We start from the raw sequence: 22,237 nt of genomic DNA on the forward strand, positions 1-22,237 counted from the left end.
CGCTACAGAGTTTGAGTGCACTCCAAGCAAGCCCGCCATCCGGGTGGGCCCGCCACCACCTTTTCCGAGGATTTTCCCGGCGACTAGAGTCGGGCCCATGGAGAGCTTGCGGATGATCGAGAACTGGCTGGTGCCCCATGCCGCGGTGGCGGTGGTCCGGGCGGCGGACGGCGCGGTGCTGGGCGCGCACGGGCCGCAGCAGCACCTGTTCCCGCTCGCCTCGGTGACCAAGCTGCTCACCTCGTACGCGGCGCTGGTCGCCCTGGAGGAGGGCGTGTTCGAGCTGGACGACCCGGCCGGGCCGCCCGGGTCCACCGTCCGCCACCTGCTCGCGCACACCTCCGGCCTGGGCTTCGACGAGGACCGGGTGTTCGCCGAGCCCGGCAACCGCCGGCTCTACTCCAACGCGGGCTTCGACGCGCTGGCCCGGACGCTGTCCGAGGCCGCCGGGATCGAGTTCTCCCGCTACGTCGCCGAGGCGGTGTTCGAGCCGCTGGGCATGACGGACACCCTGATCCACACCGCCCACAAGTCCCCGGCCGGCGCCGGCGGCCTGTCCACCGTCGCCGACCTCACCCGGTTCGCCGCCGAGCTGCAGGCCCCCAAGCTGCTGGACCCGTCCACCGTCCGGCAGGCCACCCGCGAGGTCGCCTTCCCCGGCACCAGCGGCGTGCTGCCCGGCTACGGCCACCGCCGCCCGAACGACTGGGGCCTCGGCTTCGAGATCCGCGACGGCAAGAGCCCGCACTGGACCGGCACCGCCAACTCCCCCGGAACCTTCGGCCACTTCGGCCAGTCCGGCACCTTCCTGTGGGTCGACCCGCAGGCCGGCGCGGCCTGCGTCGCGCTCACCGACCGGGACTTCGGACCGTGGGCGGTCGAGGCCTGGCCGGCCTTCTCGGACGCGGTGCTGGCGGAACTGGACAGCTAGCCGTACGAGACCGGCGAGTGCATCTCCCAGAGCAGGAGTTCGGCGCCGGTCTCCCCCGCCGCCGGGTCGGCGAAGGCCTCGCCGGTGATCCGCACGCTGTCGCCCGGGACCATCGAGCGGCCGCCGCCCTTGGGCCCCGGGACGGTCCGGTAGCCCAGCGAGCCGGCCGTCAGGTGCGCGTACCGCCAGGGCGCCTCGGGCAGCGGCGGCAGCGGCTGCCACGGCCCGGCGGTGGCCAGCCAGAGCGCGGCGTCGCGGCGTCGCAGCCGCAGGGCGTCCGTCCCGGCGTCGCGCTCCAGGCCGGAGGCGAGCAGCGTCAACCCGCCGTCCGCCGGTTCCACCTTGCGCAGGCCGTACGCGGGCGGCGCGTCGAACTCGTCCGGCTGGAGCCACATCTGGACGAAGCGGACCGGCCCGGTGGCGCCGCCGACGTTGCGCTCGGTGTGGGTGACGCCGGAGCCGGCGCTGAGGTGCTGCACCATCCCGGGCCGGACCACCCCGCTGTGGCCGTGCGAGTCCCGGTGGGCCAGCGCCCCCTCCAGCACCCAGGTGAGGATCTCGGTGTCCCGGTGCTTGTGCTCCTCGAACCCGGCGCCGGGGGCGAGGAGTTCCTCGTTGCACGCGAGCAGCGCGCCGAAGTGGGTGTTCTTCGGGTCGTAGTGGCCCGAGAAGGAGAACGCGTGCCGGGTCTCGACGCCCTCGGCCGGGGCGGAGCGGTAGCGTTCGGCGGTGCGGCGCAGGTCGGCGCGGGGGCGGTCGGCGGCTTCGGTCACGCCCCCACCGTAGTCGCCGGCGCGCGGGGTGTGACTCTTGCCACCGCGCCGCTCCGCCGGGGGGGGTGTGCACGAGCAGTCACTCGCGTGAGGCAGTCTTGTCCTTGTGCCAGCCGCTTCCGCGAACTCCAAGAGCGAACCCAGCCCCAGCCCCGCAGCCGACCCCACCGGGAAGAGCCCGGCCGCCCGGGCGGGCCGTGACCGCCCCGGCCGCGCGGCGCCCCGCCTGACGGCGCAGGAGCGCAGAAACGCCGCCGAGCGCGCCGAGCGCCGGGCCGCGACGCTCAAGCGGCTGGAGAAGTCCTCCGGCAAGCTGGCCACCGCCGCGATCTCGCGGATGGACGACCAGCTCGGCTGGTACCGGCGGATGCCCCCGGAGCACCGGTCCTGGATCGGCCTGGTCGCCCAGGCCGGCATCGCCGCCTTCACCGAGTGGTACCGCCACCCCGACGCCGCCCAGGCGATCTCCACCGACGTCTTCGGCACCGCCCCGCGCGAGCTGACCAGGGCGATCACCCTGCGCCAGACCGTCGAGCTGATCCGCACCACGATCGAGGTGATGGAGGAGGCCATCGAGGAGGTGGCCGCCCCCGGCGACGAGGCGGACATGCGCGAGTCGGTGCTGGTCTACGCCCGGGAGATCGCCTTCGCGACCGCCCAGGTGTACGCCCAGGCCGCCGAGGCGCGCGGCGCCTGGGACGCCCGGCTGGAGGCGCTGGTGGTCAACTCGCTGCTGTCCGGCGACGCCGACGAGGGCGTGCTCTCGCGGGCCGCGGCGCTCGGCTGGGGCCAGCCCAGCCAGGTCCGGGTGGTGATGGGCAGCGCGCCGGACGGGGACAGCGAGCTGGTGGTCGAGGCGATCCGCCGGGCCGCCCGGTACGCCAAGCTGAACGTGCTGACCGGGGTGCTGGGCAAGCGCCTGGTGGTCGTGGTCGGCGGCGAGAAGGAGCCGGTGCACGCGGCCCGCGCGCTGATCGGCCAGTTCGCGCCGGGCCCGGTGGTGGTCGGCCCGACCGTGCCCGACCTGCTCTCCGCGACCCGCTCGGCCGCCGCCGCCGCGGCCGGCCTGCGGGCCTGCGCCGCCTGGCCGGACGCCCCCCGCCCGGTGCTGGCCGACGACCTGCTGCCCGAGCGGGCGCTGGCCGGCGACCAGGCCGCGCGCCGCCAGCTGGTGGAGGAGATCTACACACCGCTGGACGAGGCCGGCTCCGCCCTGCTGGAGACGCTGAGTGTCTACCTGGAGCAGGCCTCCTCGCTGGAGGGTGCGGCCCGGATGCTCTTCGTCCACCCGAATACGGTGCGCTACCGGCTACGACGTGTGACTGACGTCACGGGGTACGCCCCCTCCGACGTACGTTCGGCGTTCACTCTGCGGATCGCACTGGCCCTCGGCCGGCTGGACGCCGTCGGGGAGCCCGGCTGAGCCGGAGTGTAGGGACCATACAATCCCGGATGGTTTTCTTCGTTACCGTCGCCTACCCGCCCCTGGGCGCCTGGCGAGAGAGGGTTGAACCGTGCTCGTAATCGTCGCCCCTGGACAGGGTGCCCAGTCCCCCGGTTTCCTCAGCCCCTGGCTGGAGCTCGACGGCGTCGCCGACCGCCTGCGCGGTTGGTCGGAGGTCGCCGGGCTCGACCTGGTGCGCGCCGGGACCGAGGCGTCCGCCGAGGAGATCAAGGACACCGCCGTCGCCCAGCCGCTGCTGGTCGCGGCCGGTCTGGTGACCGCCCGGGAGCTGTTCCCGGACGAGGACGCCGCCCGTGCGCTGGTCGGCGCCGTGGCCGGCCACAGCGTCGGTGAGATCACCGCCGCCGCCGGCGCCGGGGTGCTCACCGCCCACGACGCGCTGACCTTCGTGCGCGAGCGCGGCCGGGCCATGGCCGAGGCCGCCGCCGTCACCGAGACGGGCATGCTCGCCCTGCTCGGCGGCGAGCCGGAGGAGGTCGCGGCCAAGCTGGCCGAGCACGGCCTGACGGCGGCCAACAACAACGGCGGCGGCCAGATCGTCGCCGCCGGCACGCTGGACCAGCTGGAGGCGCTGAAGGCGGACCCGCCGACCCGCTCCAAGCTGGTGGCCCTCAAGGTGGCCGGCGCCTTCCACACCGAGCACATGGCCCCGGGCGTCGAGCGGCTGGCCGAGCTGGCCCCGACCCTGACCAGCGTGGCCGACCCGAAGGTCCGCTACGTCTCCAACAAGGACGGCGCGGTCGTGGACTCCGGCGCGGAGGTCCTCGCCCGCCTGGTGTCGCAGGTCTCCAACCCGGTCCGCTGGGACCTCTGCATGGAGACCCTCGGGCAGCTGGGCGCGACGGCCGTGATCGAGCTGTCCCCGGCCGGCACCCTCACCGCGCTGCTCAAGCGCAACCTCAAGGGTGTGGCCACGCTCGCCCTCAAGACCCCCGCCGATCTGGACAAGGCCCGCGCGCTCGTCGCGGAGCACGGCGGTCAGGAGCAGGAGAACCAGGCATGACCAAGCCCCAGATCCGTCCGGTGAGCGGCGCGCAGTACTCGCGCATCCTCGGCGTCGGCGGCTACCGTCCGGTCCGGGTGATCCCCAACTCCGAGGTCCTGGAGTGGATCGACTCCTCGGACGAGTGGATCCGCACCCGCAGCGGGATCGCCGAGCGCCGCTGGGCCGGCCCGGAGGAGTCCGTCTCCGAGATGTCCGTCCAGGCCGCCGGCAAGGCGATCGCCCAGGCCGGGATCACCGCCGAGCAGATCGGCGGCGTGATCGTCTCGACCGTCTCGCACTTCAAGCAGACCCCGGCGATCGCCACCGAGATCTCCGAGCGGCTCGGCTGCGGCACCGCCCCGGCCTTCGACATCTCGGCCGCCTGCGCCGGCTTCGGCTACGGCCTGGGCCTGGCCGACGGCATGATCCGCGGCGGCAACGCCGAGTACGTGCTGGTCATCGGCGTCGAGCGGCTCAGCGACCTGACCGACCGGTCGGACCGCTCCACCGCCTTCATCTTCGGCGACGGCGCCGGCGCCGTGGTCGTCGGCCCGTCCGACACTCCCGGCATCGGCAAGCTGGTCTGGGGCTCGGACGGCTCGCAGGCCGACCTGATCACCCAGACCGAGGCCTGGGACACCGCCTTCGCCAAGTCCGACGCCGTCAACGGCGCGGGCGAGGAGACCAAGTGGCCGGCCCTGCGGATGGACGGCCAGCCGGTCTTCCGCTGGGCGGTGTGGGAGATGGCCAAGGTGGCCCAGCAGGCGCTGGACGCCGCCGGGATCACCGCCGACCAGCTCGGCGCGTTCATCCCGCACCAGGCCAACATGCGGATCACGGATGCCATGATCAAGGCGCTCAAGCTGCCGGAGTCGGTGCCCGTCGCCCGCGACATCGCCGAGACCGGCAACACCTCCGCCGCCTCCATCCCGCTGGCGATGGAACGCATGCTGGAGAGCGGTGAGGCCCACAGCGGGGACCTGGCCCTGATCATCGGGTTCGGGGCGGGTCTCGTGTACGCCGCGGCAGTCGTTACTCTCCCCTAGGCGCATTCGCCCAATCCACAAGCCTGTGTCCGGCCGCCGGCCGGACGCGTTCAACACCGAAGAGGAGCAGCCAGTATGGCTACCAAGGACGAGGTCCTGGAAGGTCTCGCCGAGATCGTCAACGAGATCGCCGGTATCCCGACCGAGGATGTCGCGCTCGACAAGTCCTTCACCGATGACCTGGACGTCGACTCGCTGTCCATGGTCGAGGTCGTCGTGGCCGCCGAGGAGCGCTTCGACGTCAAGATCCCGGACGACGAGGTCAAGAACCTGAAGACCGTCGGCGACGCGGTGGACTACATCCTCGCCAACGCCGCCTGAGCGATCGAGTCGTTCGACTCGGCCAGCCCGCCCGGCGTCCCGTACGCCGGCGGGGGCTGACCGGTCGGCCGGGCTCGTGGAGCCCGACCGACCCCACCGGCCGGGACGCCCCCTCACCGGGGCGCCCGGCCGGGCCCATCCTCGGCACGCCGCCGACCCCTGCACACGTGAGAGAAGAAGAAACCAGTGACCGCTGAAAACCGCACCGTGGTCGTCACGGGTATCGGCGCCTTCACGCCGCTGGGCGCCGACGCCGCCAGCACCTGGGAGAACCTGGTCGCCGGCAAGTCCGGCGTGGTCGCCCTGACCGAGGAGTGGGCCGAGGACCTGCCCGTCAAGATCGCCGCACGCACCGCCGTCGAGCCCGGCACCATCCTGCCCCGCCCGCTGGCCCGCAAGCTGGACCGCTCGGCCCAGTTCGCGCTGATCGCCGCCCGCGAGGCCTGGGCCGACGCGGGCTTCGAGACCCCCGCCACCGACGAGTCCTCCAAGCTCGCCCCCGAGCGCCTGGGCACCGTCATCGCCTCCGGCATCGGCGGCGTGACCACCCTCCTCGACCAGTACGACGTGCTGAAGGAGAAGGGCGCCCGCAAGGTCTCCCCGCACACCGTCCCGATGCTGATGCCCAACTCCCCGGCGGCCAACGTCGGTCTGGAGGTCGGCGCCCGCGCGGGTGTGCACACCCCCGTCTCCGCCTGCGCCTCCGGCGCCGAGGCGATCGGCTACGCGATCGAGATGATCCGCACCGGCCGCGCCGACGTCGTGGTGGCCGGCGGCACCGAGGCCGCGATCCACCCGCTGCCGATCGCCGCGTTCGCCAACATGATGGCGATGTCCAAGAACAACGACCAGCCCCAGCGCGCCTCCCGCCCGTACGACAAGGGCCGCGACGGCTTCGTGCTGGGCGAGGGCGCCGGCGTGGTCGTGCTGGAGTCGATCGAGCACGCCGAGGCGCGCGGCGCCCGGATCTACTGCGAGGCCGTGGGCCAGGGCCTGTCCTCGGACGCCCACCACATCGCCCAGCCCGAGCCGACCGGCGCCGGCGTGGCCCGCGCGCTGGCCGACCTGTTCGAGCGCAACGAGCTGGACAAGGCCGAGATCGTGCACGTCAACGCGCACGCCACCTCGACCCCGCAGGGCGACACCGCCGAGCTGAAGGCGCTGCGCAAGGAGCTGGGCGACGACCTCGACCACATCGCCGTCTCGGCCACCAAGTCGATGACCGGCCACCTGCTGGGCGGCGCCGGCGGCATCGAGACCGTCGCCACCGTGCTGGCCCTGTACCACCGGATCGCCCCGCCGACCATCAACGTGGACGAGCTGGACGACGACGTGGAGGCCGACATCGTCCGCGACGAGGCCCGCAAGCTGCCCGAGGGCCGGATCGCCGCGCTGAACAACTCGTTCGGCTTCGGCGGCCACAACGTGGTGCTGGCCTTCCGCACCCACTGACGCCCGTGACGAAGGGGCCGGCGCTCGCCGTGAGCGCCGGCCCCTTCGTCGTACCCGTCCGGTCCGTCCCTGTCCGCCTGCCCCCGGGGGGGGCGGCCTCAGACCACCTGGTGCAGCCAGCGCACCGGCGCGCCCTCGCCCGCGTACCGGAACGGCTCCAGCTCGTCGTCCCAGGGCTTGCCGAGCAGCCGGGCGATCTCGGCCTCCAGGTCGGCGCCCTCGCTGCGGGCGCGCAGCAGGACGGCGCGCAACCGGTCCTCGGGGATCAGGATGTCGCCGTGGATGCCCGTGACGGCGTGGAAGATGCCGAGCGAGGGCGTGCTGCTGTACCGCTCCCCCTCCGCCGTGGCGCAGGGCTCGCTGGTCACCTCGTACCGCATCAGCTGCCAGCCGCGCAGCGCGGAGGCGAGTTTCGAAGCCGTACCGGGCTCCCCCTGCCAGGAGAGCTCGGCACGCCAGTGCCCGGGTGCGGCCGGCTGGCGGATCCAGTCCAGACTCACCCGCACACCGAGCACCCCCGCGACGGCCCACTCGACGTGCGGGCACAGCGCGCGGGGCGCGGAGTGGACGTACAGGACTCCACGTGTCGTCACCGGGACCTCCAGGCTGTGGACGAGGGTCGCCTTCCCCAGCTGCCTCGTGCCTGCAGTTGATCCGCAGTTACTCACGTTAGCCGACATTAAGCTACTAAATTGAGCAAAACGGACAGGCTTTCGCTCAATGCTAGTCGAATCCTCAACGAGGTCTACCCCTCGGCCGGATCTCTCCCCCGAACGGCCCCATCGTCGGCGGGACCACCGTACCGCGAGGCGCCACAGGATGGATGACGCACTTTCGGATCCGGACGGAATGCGGTAGTGCGGCCGCGGCGCCCGCGCCCGACCGCGGGCCGCACATGACGGACCGCCCCGCCGCCCGGTGGGGGCGGCGGGGCGGTCGGGTCTCCTGACTGATCGTCAGCCGTCCAGGCGGACGACCATCTTGCCGGTGTTGACGCCGCTCAGCAGACCGAGGAAGGCGTCCACCGTGCCGTCGATGCCCTCGCTCACCGTCTCGCGGTACTTCAGCTCACCGGAGCGCACCCACGCCGAGACCTCCTCGACGAACTTCGGCTGGAGGTCGTAGTGGTCGCCGACGAGCAGCCCCTCCATGCGGAAGCGCTTGGCGATGATCTGCGCCAGGTTGCGCGGAGCCGGAGTGGGCTCGGTGGCGTTGTACTGCGAGATCATGCCGCAGACCACGATGCGCCCGTGCAGGTTGATCGAGTCGATCGCCGCTTCGAGGTGCTCGCCGCCCACGTTGTCGAAGTACACGTCGATGCCGTCGGGGGCCGCCGCCCGGAGCTGGTCGGCCACCGGACCGTTCTTGTAGTTGAACGCGGCGTCGAACCCGTACTCCTCCACCAGGAGTTCGACCTTCTCGTCCGAGCCGGCGGAGCCGATCACCCGCGACGCGCCCTTCAGCCTGGCGAGCTGGCCGACGATGCCGCCCACGGCGCCGGCCGCACCGGACACGAACACCACGTCGCCGGCCTTGATCCCGGCGACCCGCGTCAGCCCCGCGTACGCGGTCAGCCCCGGCATGCCCAGCACGCCCAGGTAGGTGGAGAGCGGCGCGGCGTCCGGGTCCACCTTGACGGCCGTCCTGGGGTCGAACGTCGCGTACTCGCGCCAGCCGAAGAAGTGCAGGACGTAGTCGCCCTCGGCGAAGCCCTCCGCCCGCGAGGCGACGACCCGGCCGACCGCGCCGCCCAGCATCGGCTTGTCCAGCTCGTACGGCTCCGCGTAGGACTTGCGGTCCGACATCCGGCCCCGCATGTACGGGTCCACCGAGAGGTAGACGTTGCGGACCAGGACCTCGCCCGGGCCGGGGGTCCGGACCGGGGCCTCGACCAGGGCGAAGTCGGTCGGCACCGGCCAGCCCTGGGGGCGGGCGGCGAGGTGCCATTCACGGGCGGTCGCGGGGGTGGCGGCCTGCTCTGCCATCGGGGGCTCCTTGAGGGTTCGGGTGCGGGTTCAGGCGCGGTTCACAACATGAAAGGTTGATGAACTGAAGTAACGATGGGCATGAAAGGTTCACCCTGTCAACTTTTCAGGTAGACTTTTGACCATGGAGACCCAGCCCGTCGAGGACGCCACGCCGCAGCCCGACGAGATCACCCGCGAGGTCGTCGACCTGATGGCCAACCTGGTCGCGCTGTTCCACCGCGAGTACGAGGAGGCCGCCGCCGCCCGCTCGCTCACCGGCGCCCAGGCCAAGGTGCTCGCCCTTCTGCGGCGCGGACCGATGCCGATGCGCCAGATCGCCCAGACGCTCAGCTGCGAGCCCTCCAACATCACCGGCATCGTCGACCGGCTCGAATCCCGCGGCTTCGTCACCCGCGAGGCCGACCGGCACGACCGCCGGGTCAAGCTGGTCGCCGCCACCGGCACCGGCTCGGCCGCCTCCGAGGAGCTCCGCGAGTCGCTCAACTTCGCCCGCGAGCCGCTGGCCGCACTCGGCCCGGACGAGCGGACGGCCCTGCGCGACCTGCTCCGGAGGATGCTCGCGGGCGCCTCCGGCCCTGGCGCGTGACCAGCATCACAGGTCCCGGGGGCTGTCCGTTGGCCCCGGGGGGGTAACCGAACCGCCTCCCGGAACGTCTAACGTTCGAACATCGAACATCGAACGCGAGATACCTGAAGACGGGGGGCACTGAGGATGAGCAGCAGTGCGCGTCGGCGCCGCTACCTGCGGACCGCCATCGGCCTGGCCGCCGCACTGGTGCTGTCGGTCGCGGGTGCCGGAGCCTGGTTCTACCACCGGCTGGACAACAACATCACCACCTTCGACCCGGGCGGCGTCGCCACCGAGCGCCCGCCGGCCGCCGTGCCGGCCAGCCCCGGCGCCCAGGTGCCGGTCAACGTGCTGCTGCTCGGCTCGGACACCCGCGACGGGGGCAACGACTCGCTGGGCGGCGGCGACGAGGGCGTCGGCCACTCGGACACCGCGATCCTGGTGCACATCTACGCCGACCACAAGCACGCCGTCGGCGTCTCGATCCCCCGCGACACCCTGGTCACCATCCCGTCCTGCAAGCTGCCGAACGGCAGCTGGACGACGCCGAAGAACGACCAGATGTTCAACTCCGCCTTCACCGTCGGCCTGGCGGAGAGCGGCAACCCGGCCTGCACCCAGAACACCGTCGAGAAGCTGACCGGGCTGCGGATCGACCACACCGTCGTGGTCGACTTCAAGGGCGCGGCCGCGATGTCCGACGCCGTGGGCGGCGTGGAGGCCTGCGTGCCCAACGACGTCAACCAGTTCGGCATACACCTCAAGAAGGGCCTCCAGAAGCTCTCCGGGCAGTCCGCGGTGGACTACCTGAGAGCGCGCCACGGCATCGGCGACAACTCCGACATCGGCCGGATGAAGCGCCAGCAGGCCTTCCTCTCGTCGATGATCAAGAAGGTGCAGGGCCAGGGCTTCTCGCTGCCCACCCTGCTGCCGCTGGCCGACGCGGCCACCAAGTCGCTCACCGTGGACGAGGGTCTCGGCACCGCGATGAAGCTGGTGGACTTCGCCCGCTCGATCCAGGACATCAAGCTCTCGGACGTCTCCTTCGTCACCGCCCCCTGGCGCTTCGCCGGCGAGCGGGTGCGGCTGGTCCAGCCGGACGCCGACGCGCTCTGGAAGCTGCTGCGCGAGGACCGCACCCTGGACGGGCAGAGCACCTCCGGGACGGGCCAGGTGACCTCCTCCCCCGGCGCCGACCCGGGGGCCCCGGCCGCCCCGGCCACGCCGCTCACCCCGGAGCAGGCCGCGGCGCCGATCACCGTGGTCAACGGGGTCGGCACGCCCGGCCTGGCCGGCTCCGGCGCCGAGACGCTCAAGGCGCGCGGCTTCCGGAGCATCACCCTCGGCCCCAACTCCCCCGGGCAGCAGGCCACCCAGGTCTCCTACGACCCCGCGCTGAAGGCCGTCGCCGACCAGGTCGTGGCGCTCTTCCCCGGTGCCAAGGCGGTCGAGGAGCCCGGCTCGGGGGCGGTCACCGTCACCCTCGGCGCCGACTACCGCGGGGCGGGCACCCGGATCGACGCGGTGGCCGCCCCGAGCCCGGAGCCCGGTGCCGGGACCGCACCCGGGGCTGCCGCCGGGGCCCCTGCCGCCGCGGCTCCTGCCGGGGCGGGCGCCGCCCCGGACGCCACCGCGGGCGCCACCGCGGGCAGCACCCCCGGCGCCCTCCCGGGCGGCGTCCCCACCGGCATAGCGGAGAACACCCGCACCGCCGACACCGACCCGTGCGCGAACCTGACCTTCGGCTGACCGCGCCCGGCCTCCGGCCCGCCTGAGGGCCGGGCCGCTCGTCGAACTCCCGCCCGCCCTCCCCGCGTTCGCCCGGGGAGGGCGGGCGGCCCGGCGTCCGGGCGGGCACCTCGCGCGGCTGAACCGTGGGCGCCTCGCCCCGACGGCCGCCGGCCGCTACTCCGGATCCGGCAGCCCGGTGACGACGGCGGTGAGGCGGGTGCCGCGCGGGAAGGCGCCCGCCGCCGCCAGGTCCGCCAGCGCGGCGAGCAGCTTGGCGACGTAGCGGCGCTCCAGCGGGACGCCGTGGCGGCGCTCGAACCGCTCGGCGAAGCCGGCCAGCTCGGCCGGGACCTTCCCGTAGCCGCCGCCGTGGTGCCCGTGGTCGATCCGCCAGTTGTCGAACCCGCGCCCGTAGGCGGCCCGGTGCAGCCGGGCGACCTCCTCCTCCAGGTAGCCCTCGCCGCCGCGCAGCACCGCCACCCCGAGCGCCCGGGCGCCCGCCGGCAGGCCGGCCGCGATGCCGGCCAGGGTGCCGCCGGTGCCGACCGGGCAGCAGACCACGTCCCGCTCGCCGAGGTCGGGCAGTTCGGCCGGGATCGCGGCCGCGCCGACGGCGGCCAGGGCGTTGGAGCCGCCCTCCGGGAGCACCAGGCAGGGGCCCCAGCGGCGGAGCGGGTCCGCCGCGCCGTCCTCCCCCTCGGCCCGGCCGGTGGCCTCCCGGTACGCGGCCCGGGTCAGGAACTCCAGCCGCATCCCGGCCGCCTCGGCGGCCCGCAGCGACCAGTTGCGCGGCCGGTCGGCCAGCTCCTCGCCGCGGACCAGCCCCACGCTCTCCAGTCCGAGCGCCCCGGCGGCGGCCGCGACGGCCCGCAGGTGGGTCGAGTAGGCGCCGCCGAAGGTCAGCAGCCGGGTGTGGCCCCGCTCCATGGCGGCGGCCAGGTTGGGCGCCAGCTTGCGCCACTTGTTGCCGGGGACGGTCGGGTGCAGCAGGTCGTCCCGCTTCAGCCGCAGCTCCACCCCGGCCCGGGCGAAGGCCTCGTCGGTGCAGTCCACCAGCGGGGTCGGCAGCAGGGCGGCTTCGAGCATCCGGCCAGCATAAGGCGGACGCGCGGAGCCCGGCCCGCCGGTGCGGCGGCCGGGCTCCGCGCCCCGGGACGGGCCGCCACCCCCGTGGACGGCCCGTCAGCCCAGGACGGCGATCTCCGCCGTGTGGCTCGCCTGGCGCCAGGCGAGGGCCGAGCCGAGCGCCTTCGGGACCGGGCCGGCCGCCGGGTACAGCTTCTCGATCCGGCCTCGGTGCTCCCGGCGCTGCTTGGGATCCAGCACCGTGCGCAGCCGCCCCGCGGCGGCCAGGGCCACCAGCGCCGCGTCGGCCGGGTCCACCCGGCTGAGCGGGCCCTTCAGCGCGGCGGTGACGGAGGCCGCCAGCGCCGCGCGCACCTCGGGCCCGTCCAGGGTGACCCGGGTGACCGGGAACACCCCGGCCGCCCGGCCCTGCTGGAGGCCGATCCAGCCCGCCTCCGCCAGGCCCTCCCGGATCCGCCGGGCCGGCTGGTCGCGCCCGACGCTGGGGGCGCGGCCGATCCACCAGCTCCAGCTGTGCGGCCGCTTCTCCTGGATCCGGCCCAGCAGGTGGGCGCTGTACGGGTCGAGGCCGGCCGAGGCGGCGGAGTCCCGGACCCTCGCGACGGCCGTCCGGCCCTCCTCGCGCACCAGTCCGCGGCGCAGCAGTTCGGTCAGCGCCGCCGCCTGCAGCACCAGGTGGAGGGTGGACTGCCGGGTGATCCGCCCGCGCCGCGGGTCGTAGGCGAGCAGGTACAGCTTCTCGGGCAGGTTGACGGGGAGGTCGGCGGGCGGCTTGCTGGGCAGTTTGGCGAGCAGGTCCATCTCGTTCTCCGGTCGTTCGGTCGGTGCCCGGCCCGCCGCGGTCAGTCCGCCGCGGAACCACCGCTCTGCGGACTCTCCGGGTTCTCCGGGCGGCTCTCCGGGTTCTCCTCCGGCGGGCTCTCCTTGGGCGGGCTCTCCTTGGGCGGGCTCTCCTTGGGCGGGCGTCCGCGCCGGGGGAGCCGGGCCGCGCCGCCGGGCATCCGGCCGGCGTCGGTGAGGGCACGGCGGAGCAGGAACTCGATCTGGGCGTTGGTGCTGCGCAGTTCGTCCCCGGCCCACCGGGCCAGCGCGTCGTGAACTGAAGGGTCCAGTCGCAACAGGAGCTTCTTCCGTTCCGTCGCCAAGGCCTCGCCTTACTGGTAGAGGGAGCCCGTGTTCACGACGGGCTGGGTGCCGCGGTCGCCGCAGAGCACCACCAGGAGGTTGCTCACCATGGCGGCCTTGCGCTCCTCGTCCAGCTCCACGACATCGCGTTCGGCGAGCCGGTCCAGCGCCTCCTCGACCATACCGACGGCGCCCTCGACGATCAGCCTGCGCGCCGCCACCACGGCCCCGGCCTGCTGGCGCTGGAGCATCACCTGGGCGACCTCCGGAGCGTACGCGAGCCTGGTGATCCGGGACTCGATGACCCGCACTCCGGCCGCGGCGACCCTGGCGGCGATCTCGGTGGAGAGCTTGCGGGCGATCTCGTCCGCGCCGTCGCGCAGCGACAACTGGCCCTCGTGGTGGGCGTCGTACGGGTAGCTGGTGGCGATGTGCCGTACGGCCGTCTCGGTCTGGATGGCGACGAAGTCGGCGTAGTCGTCCACCTCGAAGACCGCCATCGCGGTGTCCTCGACCTGCCAGACCACCACGGCGGCCATCTCGATCGGGTTGCCGTCCGCGTCGTTGACCTTGGTGGTCTCCGTCTCGTGGTTGCGGATCCGGGTGGATATCCGGCGCCGGCTGGTGAAGGGGTTCAGCCAGGTCATGCCCTCGGCGCGGACGGTGCCCCGGTAGCGCCCGAGCAGCTGGACCACCCGGGCCTGTCCGGGCGAGACCACCGTCAGCCCGCACATCAGCACCACCGAGCCGAGCAGCAGCACCGGCCCGAGGACCATCAGCCCGATGCCCAACCCCTTTCCGCCGCCGGACAGTTGGACCGCACCGGCGACGAACGAGCCGACTCCGGCGAGCAGGCCGAGCAGCGTGCCGCCGAGGACCGGCAGGCCGGCCGCCCCGATGATGGCCCGTTCGGTGATCTTGGGGACCGGGAGGTCCAGGACGGCACCGTCCTCGACGGCGAAAGGCGGGGTGGTCATGGGGCGACTCCTTCGGCGAGCATCCGCATCCGATGGCAAAGTGATATCACTTTTTGAGCGCGCGGCGCCAGGGTCCGGTGACGGGAAGGAGGGGACGAACGGCCGCGGAGAAGGCGGCGGAGAGCCGTCGGGGACGGTCGGGACCGATGCCCACGGGCGGGTGAATTCCGGCGCGCCACACGGGGAAGGAGGGTGGCCGCGGCCTAGACTCTGCGACGTCGCATGCGGTGGAAAGACGGCGGGCCCCGGCTCGGCGGCCCGCCCGCGAAGGGTCGTCACGACACTCGTCGCACATCGAGAAGGTGGGGCGGGTGGGACTCGAACCCACGACCAAGGGATTATGAGTCCCCTGCTCTAACCGGCTGAGCTACCGCCCCGGTTCGCCGCGCGCGCCGGTCGTCGACACGGCAGCAGCAGACGGCCCCAGCGAGGCCGTCCCGGGCAGCATAGCCGGTCGATCACCCGTGATGCTCGCCGGGGGCGCACCTGGGTGCGCGACGGTGCGCCCCTCCCGGGCGGCGCAGCCCGGGTGGCGGCGGGGCACCCGTCCGGGGCAGCCTGGGCGGATGACGACACGTGGGACGGGGGCGGCGGCCGCGGCGCTCGCGCTGGTGCTGGCCGCGGCGGGCTGCACCACCGCGGCGGGGCCGGGCGGAAGCTCCCCGACCGTCACCTCCGCACCACCCACCACCGCCGCCACCTCCACCGCCGTCAACAGCCACGGCTGGAACCGGCAGCGGTTCAAGGGCGCGTCCGGCCGGCACACCGGCGTCACCCGCACCGCCAAGCCCACCGTGCTCAACGGCCTGGTCGGCGCGGTGTTCACCCGCAACGCCACCGGCGACCACTTCTGCACCGCCAGCGTGGTCGACAGCGCCGGGCTCAACCTCGTCGTCACCGCCGCCCACTGCGTCTGGGACCCGAAGCTCGGCCGGCGCGGCGACCTGGTCTTCGTCCCCGGCTACCGCGACGGCGACACCCCCAGCGGCGTCTGGCCGCTGCTGGCCGTCACCGTGGACGACGCCTGGAACGACCACGCCGACCCGGACATGGACGTCGCCTTCGCGGTCGTCCAGGCCCAGAACGGGCAGCAGGTCCAGCAGGTGCTCGGCGCCAACCGACTGGGCGTCAACCGCGGCTACCGGCTCCCGGTGAAGATCACCGGCTACCCGAGCAGCAGCGGCGTCCCGATCACCTGCTCCAACACCACCCTCCAGCAGAGCCCCACCCAGCTGCGGATCGACTGCCCCGACTACACCGGCGGCACCAGCGGCAGCCCCTGGGTCACCGACTTCGACCCGAGCACCAGGACCGGCACCGTGGTCGGCGTGATCGGCGGCTACCAGGAGGGCGGCAACAGCCCGGACACCTCGTACAGCAGCTACTTCGGCGACCGCGTCCAGGCGCTGTACGACCGCGCCACCGGCTGACCGGGCGGCGGGCGGGACCCCGGCGGTGGCGCCGCCGGGCCCGGCCTGGTAGATCTTCCTCACGAACGGCGGAACGCACGGCCCCGGTGCCCGCCCCGAGGACGAGACGGAGCCCCGATGGCCTCCCGCCCGGCGCGGCCCGCGCACACGGCACGAACGGTTGCGCTGGCCGCCCTGCTGCTGGCCGCCGGCACCGCCTGCGGCGGGCAGGACGCGGCGCCGCGCGCCGAGGTCGCGCAGCGGAGCCCCGCCCGGGACCGGATCGGCACCCTCTCCATCCACACCGCGCAGGGGCCGCGGGCCTGCACCGCGAGCGTGGTGCACAGCCCCCGGGGCAACCTGCTGGTCACCGCGGCGCACTGCGTGCAGACCCGCCGGATCGGCCTGCTGGACGGCCTGGTGTTCACCCCCGGCTACCGCAACGGGTCCACCCCGTACGGGACTTGGCCGGTGCAGGCGATCACCGTCGACCCGCGCTGGGCGGCCGGCGACGACCCCGAGTACGACGTGGCCTTCGTCACGGTGGGCCCGGTCGACGGCCGGCAGGTCGAGGAGGCGGTCGGCGGCAACCCGGTCGGCACCGGCCAGGGCTTCGGGCTGTCCGTCTCGGTCACCGGCTACCCGAACGAGAGCGACGAGCCGATCACCTGCGCCGTCCGCACCAGCTCGCAGAGCGCCACCCAGGAGCGCTTCGACTGCGGCGGCTACACCGACGGCACCAGCGGCAGCCCGTGGGTCACCTCGAACGGCGCGGTGGTCGGCGTGATCGGCGGCTACCAGGAGGGCGGGGAGACCCCCGGCACCTCGTACAGCGTCACCTTCGACCAGCGGGTCGCCGAGCTCTACCGGAAGGCGACCGCCTGACCCGGGAGCCGCCCCCGGGCCCGCGGGCGGTGTCGCGCACGTCACGCCGCGGAGCCGGCCGGGGACAACACGAAGGCCCCCCGGTCGACCGAGGGGCCTTCGCTCTGAGCAGTCACCGGGCAGGCCCGGTGCAGCTCCCGCAATTGGACTCGAACCAATAACCTGCCGATTAACAGTCGGCTGCTCTGCCAATTGAGCTATGCGGGATCGCGGTACCCAACTTCCGTACCACGGACGGGAACAGGACCCCGGAGGGCCTTCTCCCGAGCTCCCCCAATTGGACTCGAACCAATAACCTGCCGATTAACAGTCGGCTGCTCTGCCAATTGAGCTATGGGGGATCGGCTCCCGCCTCGGCCCCCGGTCTCCCGGGCTCCTCGGCGCTCGCTGCGGGACATACATTAGCGCACTCGGGGGGGTGGTCCGCCAATCGCTTTCCCGGATCGCCCCCGGATCGCCGCCCGGCGTGCCCCGCGCGCGCCCGGCGACGGGGCCGGGGATGCTGGGGCGCGGACGGTTCGCCGTCCCGACGTACGGGTAGGGCAATGCGGCAGAGGCCGCCAGGAGAGGGTGGATCCGACCATGTGGAAGCTGTCGTTGGCCGTGGGTTTCGCGGCCGGCTACGTCCTGGGCTCGCGAGCCGGGCGCCAGCGCTACGAACAGATCGCCAAGGTCACCCGGGAGATCGCCCGGAACCCCACGGTCCAGAACGCGACCGACCGGGCCCGGCAGCAGGCCGGTGCGGTGGCCGGGAAGGCGGCCGACGCGGTCGCCGGCCGGGTCGGCGACCGGCTGCCGAACGCCGTCACCGACCGGGTGCCGTACTTCAACCGCACCAGGGCGGAGGACGACGGCTGGGGAACCTTCCGGCCGTGAGCGCCGGGCCCGGCCCGACCGCCTCACCCGGGGCGGTCGGACCGGGTACCCGCCGTCCGTGACGGGACGGTGACAGCTGGGCGAAGCGGACCCCGACCCGGGGTCGCGAACCCGCAACAGGCCGCCCGGCCCGGACGCGTCCGGGGCCGGGCTGAGGCATGATCTCGGCATGGCCATCGTCGCGGGGATAGACAGCTCGACCAACCGCACCAGGATCGTCGCGTGCGACGCCGACACCGGCGCCGTCCTGCGCTCCGGCAAGGCGCCGCACCCCGTCCCCGAGGACCAGGACCTGCGCCCGGGCGAGGCCGACCCCCAGGTCTGGCTGCACTCGCTCGGCGACGCCGCGACCGGCGGCCTGCTGGAGAGCGTCCGGGCGATCGGGGTCAGCGCCCAGCAGCACGGGATGATCGGCCTCGACGCGGGCGGGGTGCTGGTCCGCCCGGCGATCCTCTGGAACGACCCGCGCTCCAGCGGCGCCGCCGCCAAACTGCTGGACGCCCTCGGCGGCCCGGCCGCCTGGACGGCCGCGATCGGCTCCGTGCCGGCCCCCACGTACACCGTCGCCAAGCTGCGCTGGCTGGCCGAGTTCGAGCCCGCCAACGCCCGCCGGGTCGCCGAGGTGCTGCTGCCGCACGACTGGTTGGTCTGGCAGCTGCTCGGCCACCCCAAGCGCCGCACCACCGACCGCGGCGACGCCTCCGGCACCGGCTACTGGTCGCCGATCACCGGCGAGTACCGGCAGGACCTGGTGGAGCTGGCGCTCGGCCACGAGCTCAGACTGCCCGACGTCCTGCCCCCGGCCGAGCCCGCCGGGCACACCCCCGAGGGCCTGCTGATCTCGGCCGGCACCGGGGACAACATGGCCGCCGCGCTGGGCCTGGGCCTCGGCCCGGGCGACGCGGTGGTCTCGCTCGGCAGCGCCGGGACGATCTTCGCGGTGCACGAGGAGGCCGTGGTCGACGCGTCCGGCCTGGTCTCCTCCTTCGCCGACGCCAGCGGCCGGCACCTGCCGATGGTCGCCACCCTCAACGCCGCCCAGGTGCTGCGCTCCACGGCCGCCCTGCTCGGCCGGGACCTGGAGGGCCTGAGCGACCTCGCCCTGCACTCCTCCCCCGGCGCCTACGGCCTGGTGCTGCTGCCGTACCTGGACGGCGAGCGCACCCCCGCGCTGCCGCACGCGGCCGGCACCCTGACCGGCCTGCGGGCCGAGGCGATGACCCCTCAGCACCTGGCCCGGGCCGCCGTCGAGGGCATGCTCTGCAACATCGCCGACGCCCTCGACGTGCTGCGCGCCCGGGGCGTCCCGGTGAAGCGGGTGTTCCTGCTCGGCACGGCCGGGCGGCTGCCCGCCGTCCGGCACATCGCCCCGATGCTGTTCGGCGTCCCGGTCGTGGTGCCGCCGCCCGGCGCGCACGCCGCCCGCGGGGCCGCCCGGCAGGCCGCCTGGGCGCTGGCCGGCACCCCGCAGCCCCCGGAGTGGGAGCTGCCGGACGCCGAGACCGTCGAGCCCGACGGGGAGCAGGACCTGGCGATCGGCTCGGCGGTGCGTCAGCAGTACCGGGCCGCCCGCGACCAGGTCCACCCGGAGGCGGCGGCCTGACCCCGGAGCGGGGGCGGCGGACCGCGCGGATGCGTCGCCCGGCACCCGGTGGCAGCGTGGGACGGGACACGGCCACCGACCCGAAGGACGGCAGGACGCCATGGCGCTGCACAAGGGGGCCGGCGGCGACCGCCGGCTGAGCATCGGCCCGTACCCGACCATCGCCGACCCGCTGGGCGCGATGAAGCTGGCCCCGCCGCTGCACCGGCTCGGCGAGGTCCCGGTCGCGGCCGAGACCGCGTACCAGCTGATCCACGACGAGCTGATGCTGGACGGCAACGCCAAGCTCAACCTGGCGACCTTCGTCACCACCTCGATGGAGGCCCAGGCCACCCGGCTGATGACCGAGTGCCTCGACAAGAACATGATCGACAAGGACGAGTACCCGCAGACCGCCGAACTGGAGCGGCGCTGCGTGGCGATCCTCGCCGACCTCTGGCACGCCCCCGACCCGGACGGCGCGGTCGGCTGCTCCACCACCGGCTCCAGCGAGGCCTGCATGCTGGCCGGCATGGCGCTCAAGCGCCGCTGGATGCACCGCAACGCCGACCGCTACGCCGCCGGGGCCCGGCCCAACCTGGTGATGGGCGTCAACGTGCAGGTGTGCTGGGAGAAGTTCTGCAACTTCTGGGAGATCGAGGCGCGCACCGCGCCGATGGAGGGCACCCGCTTCCACCTGGACGCCGAGCGGGCGGTCGCCCTGTGCGACGAGGACACCATCGGGGTGGTCGGCGTGCTCGGCTCCACCTTCGACGGCTCGTACGAGCCGGTCGCGGAGATCTGCGCGGCCCTGGACGCCTACCAGGAGCGCACCGGCACCGACGTCCCGGTGCACGTGGACGGCGCCTCCGGCGCCATGGTGGCGCCCTTCCTCGACCCGGAGCTGCTCTGGGACTTCCGGCTGCCCCGGGTGGCCTCGATCAACACCTCCGGCCACAAGTACGGCCTGGTGTACCCCGGCGTGGGCTGGGCGCTCTGGCGCGACCGGGCGGCGCTGCCGGAGGAGCTGGTCTTCCGGGTCAACTACCTGGGCGGCGAGATGCCGACCTTCGCCCTCAACTTCTCCCGGCCCGGCGCCGAGGTGGTGGCCCAGTACTACGTCTTCCTGCGGCTCGGCCGGGAGGGCTTCCGGGCCGTCCAGGGCGCCTGCCGCGAGGTCGCCACCTACCTGGCCGGGCGGATCGGGAAGCTGGACGGCTTCCGGCTGCTGACCCGGGGCGACCAGGTCCCGGTGTTCGCCCTCACCACCGAGGGGGACGTCCCGTTCGACGTGTTCGACGTCTCACGGCGGCTGCGCGAGCGCGGCTGGCAGGTCCCCGCGTACACCTTCCCGGCGAACCGGGAGGACCTGTCGGTGCTCCGGGTGGTCTGCCGCAACGGCTTCTCCCGGGACCTCGCCGACCTGCTGCTGGCCGACCTCGACCGGCTGCTGCCGGAGCTGCGGCGCCAGCCCGTCCCGCTCCGGGAGCTCGGGGTGCCGCCCCGGCCGGGCTTCCACCACTGACCCCGTCCGCGCGGCCGGGCGTGCATCCGGCCGGTCGTACGACCGGGAGAACGTCACGGCGGGGAGGGCGCAGCGAAGCGCCCTCCCCGCCGGAGCATCCCGGCGGACCCGGGGCAGCCTCCCCCCGCGAGGCTGCCCCGGACCGGTGGGGGCCGGGAGCGGGTGCGGACCGACGACGGGTGATCGATCGGGGTCCGAACGGTTCCACCGACGGGTGGACCGCACCGGCCAGAGAACTCTGCACGATGACCACATGGATGTTCGAGCGTCTCCGGGGGTTGTGAGACACTTCCGTCCGTCTCAGCGCCATGACCTGGGGTTTGGGACGCCAGGCCGATCAGGTTGGAGAAGCGGAGACGCCGAACGGCCCGGACCGGGACCCTGCCGCTCCCCCGTTCCCCGCCCCCCCGTTTCTCGAGTTTGGAGCGCCGCCGTGGGTTCCGCCTGGAAGCAGCTGCCCGACGAGCTGCCCGAGCCCGCCAGACGCCTGGCGGAGGAGCTCCGGGCCGTCAAGGACGCCGCCGGACTGTCGCTGTCCGAACTGGCCGCCCGCACCCACTACAGCCGGGCCTCCTGGGAGCGCTGGCTCAACGGCAAGCGGGTCGTCACCGAGCAGGCGCTGGACGCGCTGGCCGGGGCGGTCGAGTGCGACGGGGCCGCGCTGCGGGCGCTGTGGCGGCGGGCGGTGGCCGGGCCGGAGGCCGTCACTGACGGGCCCTCGGGCGCCGAGGAGCCCGCCGTGGAGGAGCCCGCCGTAGCGGAACCCGCCGCCGAGGAGGCCGTTCGGGAACCCGTCTCCGTCGAGGAGGCGCCGGTGGCCGGGCCCGCCCCCGCCGTCTGGTGGCGGCGCCCGGCGGCACTGGTCTCCGGTGCGGCCGCGCTGGCGCTGCTGCTGGTCCTGGTGGGCCTGCGGATCAGCCGGCACGACGGGCAGGCCGCGGCGGCCGACCGGCCCGCCGCGACGACCGGTGCCTCCGCCGCTCCCAAGCCCGGGCCCACCGCCCCGGCCTGTCAGGCCGTCGGCTGCGCGCACAAGGACCCGAAGACCACCGGCTGCGGCAAGGACGCCCGGACCCTGCAGACCCAGGTGGTCGGCAAGGTGGTCGTCTACCTCCGGTACAGCCAGACCTGCCGGGCCGCCTGGGCGGCCATCACCGAGGGCCAGCCGAAGGACTACGCGACGATCACCGACGGCACCGGCGAGAGCGAGACGGCGCTCATCCACTGGGGCTACGACAACTACTCGGCGATGCTGGACGCGGCGGACCCGACCGTCACCTTCCAGGTCTGCGGCTACCAGCCGGCCGGCCACGACTGCACCGCGGTCGTCTCCGACCTGGCCATGGTGGTGGCCTCCACCCCGATCCCGATCGGGCCCGCCTCTCCCCCGCCGGGCACCGGCGCGGGCGCGTCCACGACCCCGGCCCCGGCCACCCCGGCCGACCCGGCACCGGCCGACCCCGCGCCGGCCGACCCGTCGGCGCCGGCCGCGTCGCCGACCCCGCTCTAGGG

At 74.0% G+C, this 22,237-nt stretch carries 21 protein-coding genes and 3 tRNA genes; 14 read left to right on the forward strand and 10 right to left on the reverse strand.

Annotation, left to right across the window (positions count from 1 at the left end):
• Positions 1-97 precede the first annotated feature (97 nt).
• On the forward strand, positions 98-931 hold the full coding sequence (locus tag ACFVXH_RS23790; RefSeq protein ID WP_387826966.1) for a serine hydrolase domain-containing protein: 834 nt from the start codon (positions 98-100) through the stop codon (positions 929-931).
• Here the strand turns inward: ACFVXH_RS23790 and ACFVXH_RS23795 are convergent.
• Entirely contained in the window at positions 928-1,704 is a 777-nt protein-coding gene (locus ACFVXH_RS23795; RefSeq protein ID WP_380778106.1) for a pirin family protein, read from the reverse strand. The two genes, ACFVXH_RS23790 and ACFVXH_RS23795, sit on opposite strands and share 4 nt — an antisense overlap.
• Positions 1,705-1,930: 226 nt before the next feature.
• On the opposite strand from ACFVXH_RS23795, the gene ACFVXH_RS23800 reads away from it, so the two are divergent.
• The 5 genes from ACFVXH_RS23800 (at position 1,931) to fabF (ending at position 6,973) form a co-directional block, all read left to right on the forward strand.
• Entirely contained in the window at positions 1,931-3,127 is a 1,197-nt protein-coding gene (locus ACFVXH_RS23800; protein WP_074001159.1) for a CdaR family transcriptional regulator, read from the forward strand.
• A gap of 91 nt (positions 3,128-3,218) precedes the next feature.
• Positions 3,219-4,172 (forward strand): ACP S-malonyltransferase, encoded by a 954-nt coding sequence (locus ACFVXH_RS23805; protein WP_074000763.1) that lies wholly within the window; start codon positions 3,219-3,221, stop codon positions 4,170-4,172.
• Positions 4,169-5,200 (forward strand): beta-ketoacyl-ACP synthase III, encoded by a 1,032-nt coding sequence (locus ACFVXH_RS23810; protein WP_049656693.1) that lies wholly within the window; start codon positions 4,169-4,171, stop codon positions 5,198-5,200. Before ACFVXH_RS23805 ends, ACFVXH_RS23810 begins: the two co-directional genes overlap by 4 nt.
• 75 nt (positions 5,201-5,275) lie before the next feature.
• Entirely contained in the window at positions 5,276-5,521 is a 246-nt protein-coding gene (locus tag ACFVXH_RS23815; RefSeq protein ID WP_049656691.1) for an acyl carrier protein, read from the forward strand.
• Positions 5,522-5,707: 186 nt separating this feature from the next.
• Positions 5,708-6,973: a beta-ketoacyl-ACP synthase II gene (fabF, locus tag ACFVXH_RS23820; protein WP_049656688.1), complete on the forward strand. Its 1,266-nt coding sequence runs from the start codon at positions 5,708-5,710 to the stop codon at positions 6,971-6,973.
• Positions 6,974-7,071: 98 nt separating this feature from the next.
• Here fabF and ACFVXH_RS23825 read toward each other — a convergent pair whose 3' ends face one another.
• Together ACFVXH_RS23825 and ACFVXH_RS23830 are read right to left on the reverse strand one after the other, a co-directional pair.
• Entirely contained in the window at positions 7,072-7,566 is a 495-nt protein-coding gene (locus tag ACFVXH_RS23825) for a DUF3145 domain-containing protein (RefSeq protein ID WP_049656686.1), read from the reverse strand.
• A 363-nt stretch (positions 7,567-7,929) separates the two neighbouring features.
• On the reverse strand, positions 7,930-8,958 hold the full coding sequence (locus ACFVXH_RS23830; RefSeq protein WP_049656683.1) for an NADP-dependent oxidoreductase: 1,029 nt from the start codon (positions 8,956-8,958) through the stop codon (positions 7,930-7,932).
• A gap of 124 nt (positions 8,959-9,082) precedes the next feature.
• On the opposite strand from ACFVXH_RS23830, the gene ACFVXH_RS23835 reads away from it, so the two are divergent.
• Both ACFVXH_RS23835 and ACFVXH_RS23840 read left to right on the forward strand, forming a co-directional pair.
• Positions 9,083-9,547: a MarR family winged helix-turn-helix transcriptional regulator gene (locus ACFVXH_RS23835; protein ID WP_074000762.1), complete on the forward strand. Its 465-nt coding sequence runs from the start codon at positions 9,083-9,085 to the stop codon at positions 9,545-9,547.
• Positions 9,548-9,673: 126 nt separating this feature from the next.
• Positions 9,674-11,278 carry an LCP family protein gene (locus ACFVXH_RS23840; protein ID WP_387826973.1) on the forward strand — a complete coding sequence of 535 codons (1,605 nt, stop codon included), beginning with the start codon at positions 9,674-9,676 and terminating at the stop codon, positions 11,276-11,278.
• A gap of 156 nt (positions 11,279-11,434) precedes the next feature.
• Here the strand turns inward: ACFVXH_RS23840 and ACFVXH_RS23845 are convergent, their stop codons facing one another.
• From ACFVXH_RS23845 to ACFVXH_RS23865, 5 genes are all read right to left on the reverse strand, one after another.
• The gene (locus tag ACFVXH_RS23845; protein ID WP_387826976.1) at positions 11,435-12,346 is read right to left on the reverse strand and encodes a 1-aminocyclopropane-1-carboxylate deaminase/D-cysteine desulfhydrase; all 912 of its coding nucleotides are present in this window, start codon (positions 12,344-12,346) and stop codon (positions 11,435-11,437) included.
• Positions 12,347-12,442: 96 nt separating this feature from the next.
• Complete coding sequence (locus tag ACFVXH_RS23850) at positions 12,443-13,147, reverse strand: GPP34 family phosphoprotein (protein WP_387826979.1); 705 nt, start codon at positions 13,145-13,147, stop codon at positions 12,443-12,445.
• A gap of 41 nt (positions 13,148-13,188) precedes the next feature.
• Positions 13,189-13,491 carry a hypothetical protein gene (locus tag ACFVXH_RS23855; protein ID WP_387826982.1) on the reverse strand — a complete coding sequence of 101 codons (303 nt, stop codon included), beginning with the start codon at positions 13,489-13,491 and terminating at the stop codon, positions 13,189-13,191.
• Between the two features lie 9 nt (positions 13,492-13,500).
• Entirely contained in the window at positions 13,501-14,448 is a 948-nt protein-coding gene (locus ACFVXH_RS23860; RefSeq protein WP_387826985.1) for an SPFH domain-containing protein, read from the reverse strand.
• Between the two features lie 303 nt (positions 14,449-14,751).
• Positions 14,752-14,825, reverse strand: a tRNA-Ile gene (locus ACFVXH_RS23865).
• Positions 14,826-15,014: 189 nt separating this feature from the next.
• Here ACFVXH_RS23865 and ACFVXH_RS23870 point away from each other — a divergent pair.
• Positions 15,015-15,878 (forward strand): trypsin-like serine peptidase, encoded by an 864-nt coding sequence (locus tag ACFVXH_RS23870; RefSeq protein WP_387826988.1) that lies wholly within the window; start codon positions 15,015-15,017, stop codon positions 15,876-15,878.
• 117 nt (positions 15,879-15,995) lie between these two features.
• Positions 15,996-16,742: a serine protease gene (locus ACFVXH_RS23875; protein WP_053111986.1), complete on the forward strand. Its 747-nt coding sequence runs from the start codon at positions 15,996-15,998 to the stop codon at positions 16,740-16,742.
• Between the two features lie 134 nt (positions 16,743-16,876).
• Here the strand turns inward: ACFVXH_RS23875 and ACFVXH_RS23880 are convergent.
• Both ACFVXH_RS23880 and ACFVXH_RS23885 read right to left on the reverse strand, forming a co-directional pair.
• Positions 16,877-16,949, reverse strand: a tRNA-Asn gene (locus ACFVXH_RS23880).
• Positions 16,950-17,010: 61 nt separating this feature from the next.
• Positions 17,011-17,083, reverse strand: a tRNA-Asn gene (locus ACFVXH_RS23885).
• A 229-nt stretch (positions 17,084-17,312) separates the two neighbouring features.
• Here ACFVXH_RS23885 and ACFVXH_RS23890 point away from each other — a divergent pair.
• From ACFVXH_RS23890 to ACFVXH_RS23905, 4 genes are all read left to right on the forward strand, one after another.
• Positions 17,313-17,618: a hypothetical protein gene (locus ACFVXH_RS23890; protein WP_310593127.1), complete on the forward strand. Its 306-nt coding sequence runs from the start codon at positions 17,313-17,315 to the stop codon at positions 17,616-17,618.
• Between the two features lie 169 nt (positions 17,619-17,787).
• Positions 17,788-19,221, forward strand: a complete 1,434-nt coding sequence (locus ACFVXH_RS23895) for an FGGY family carbohydrate kinase (RefSeq protein ID WP_380745223.1) — start codon at positions 17,788-17,790, stop codon at positions 19,219-19,221.
• Positions 19,222-19,321: 100 nt separating this feature from the next.
• Entirely contained in the window at positions 19,322-20,725 is a 1,404-nt protein-coding gene (locus ACFVXH_RS23900; RefSeq protein WP_074000755.1) for a glutamate decarboxylase, read from the forward strand.
• Positions 20,726-21,158: 433 nt separating this feature from the next.
• Positions 21,159-22,235 (forward strand): DUF2690 domain-containing protein, encoded by a 1,077-nt coding sequence (locus ACFVXH_RS23905; protein WP_387826993.1) that lies wholly within the window; start codon positions 21,159-21,161, stop codon positions 22,233-22,235.
• Positions 22,236-22,237 lie beyond the last annotated feature (2 nt).

Origin of the sequence: Kitasatospora sp. NPDC058184 (assembly GCF_042883725.1) — a bacterium.
In the GTDB taxonomy this organism is placed as follows: Bacteria; Actinomycetota; Actinomycetes; order Streptomycetales; family Streptomycetaceae; genus Kitasatospora.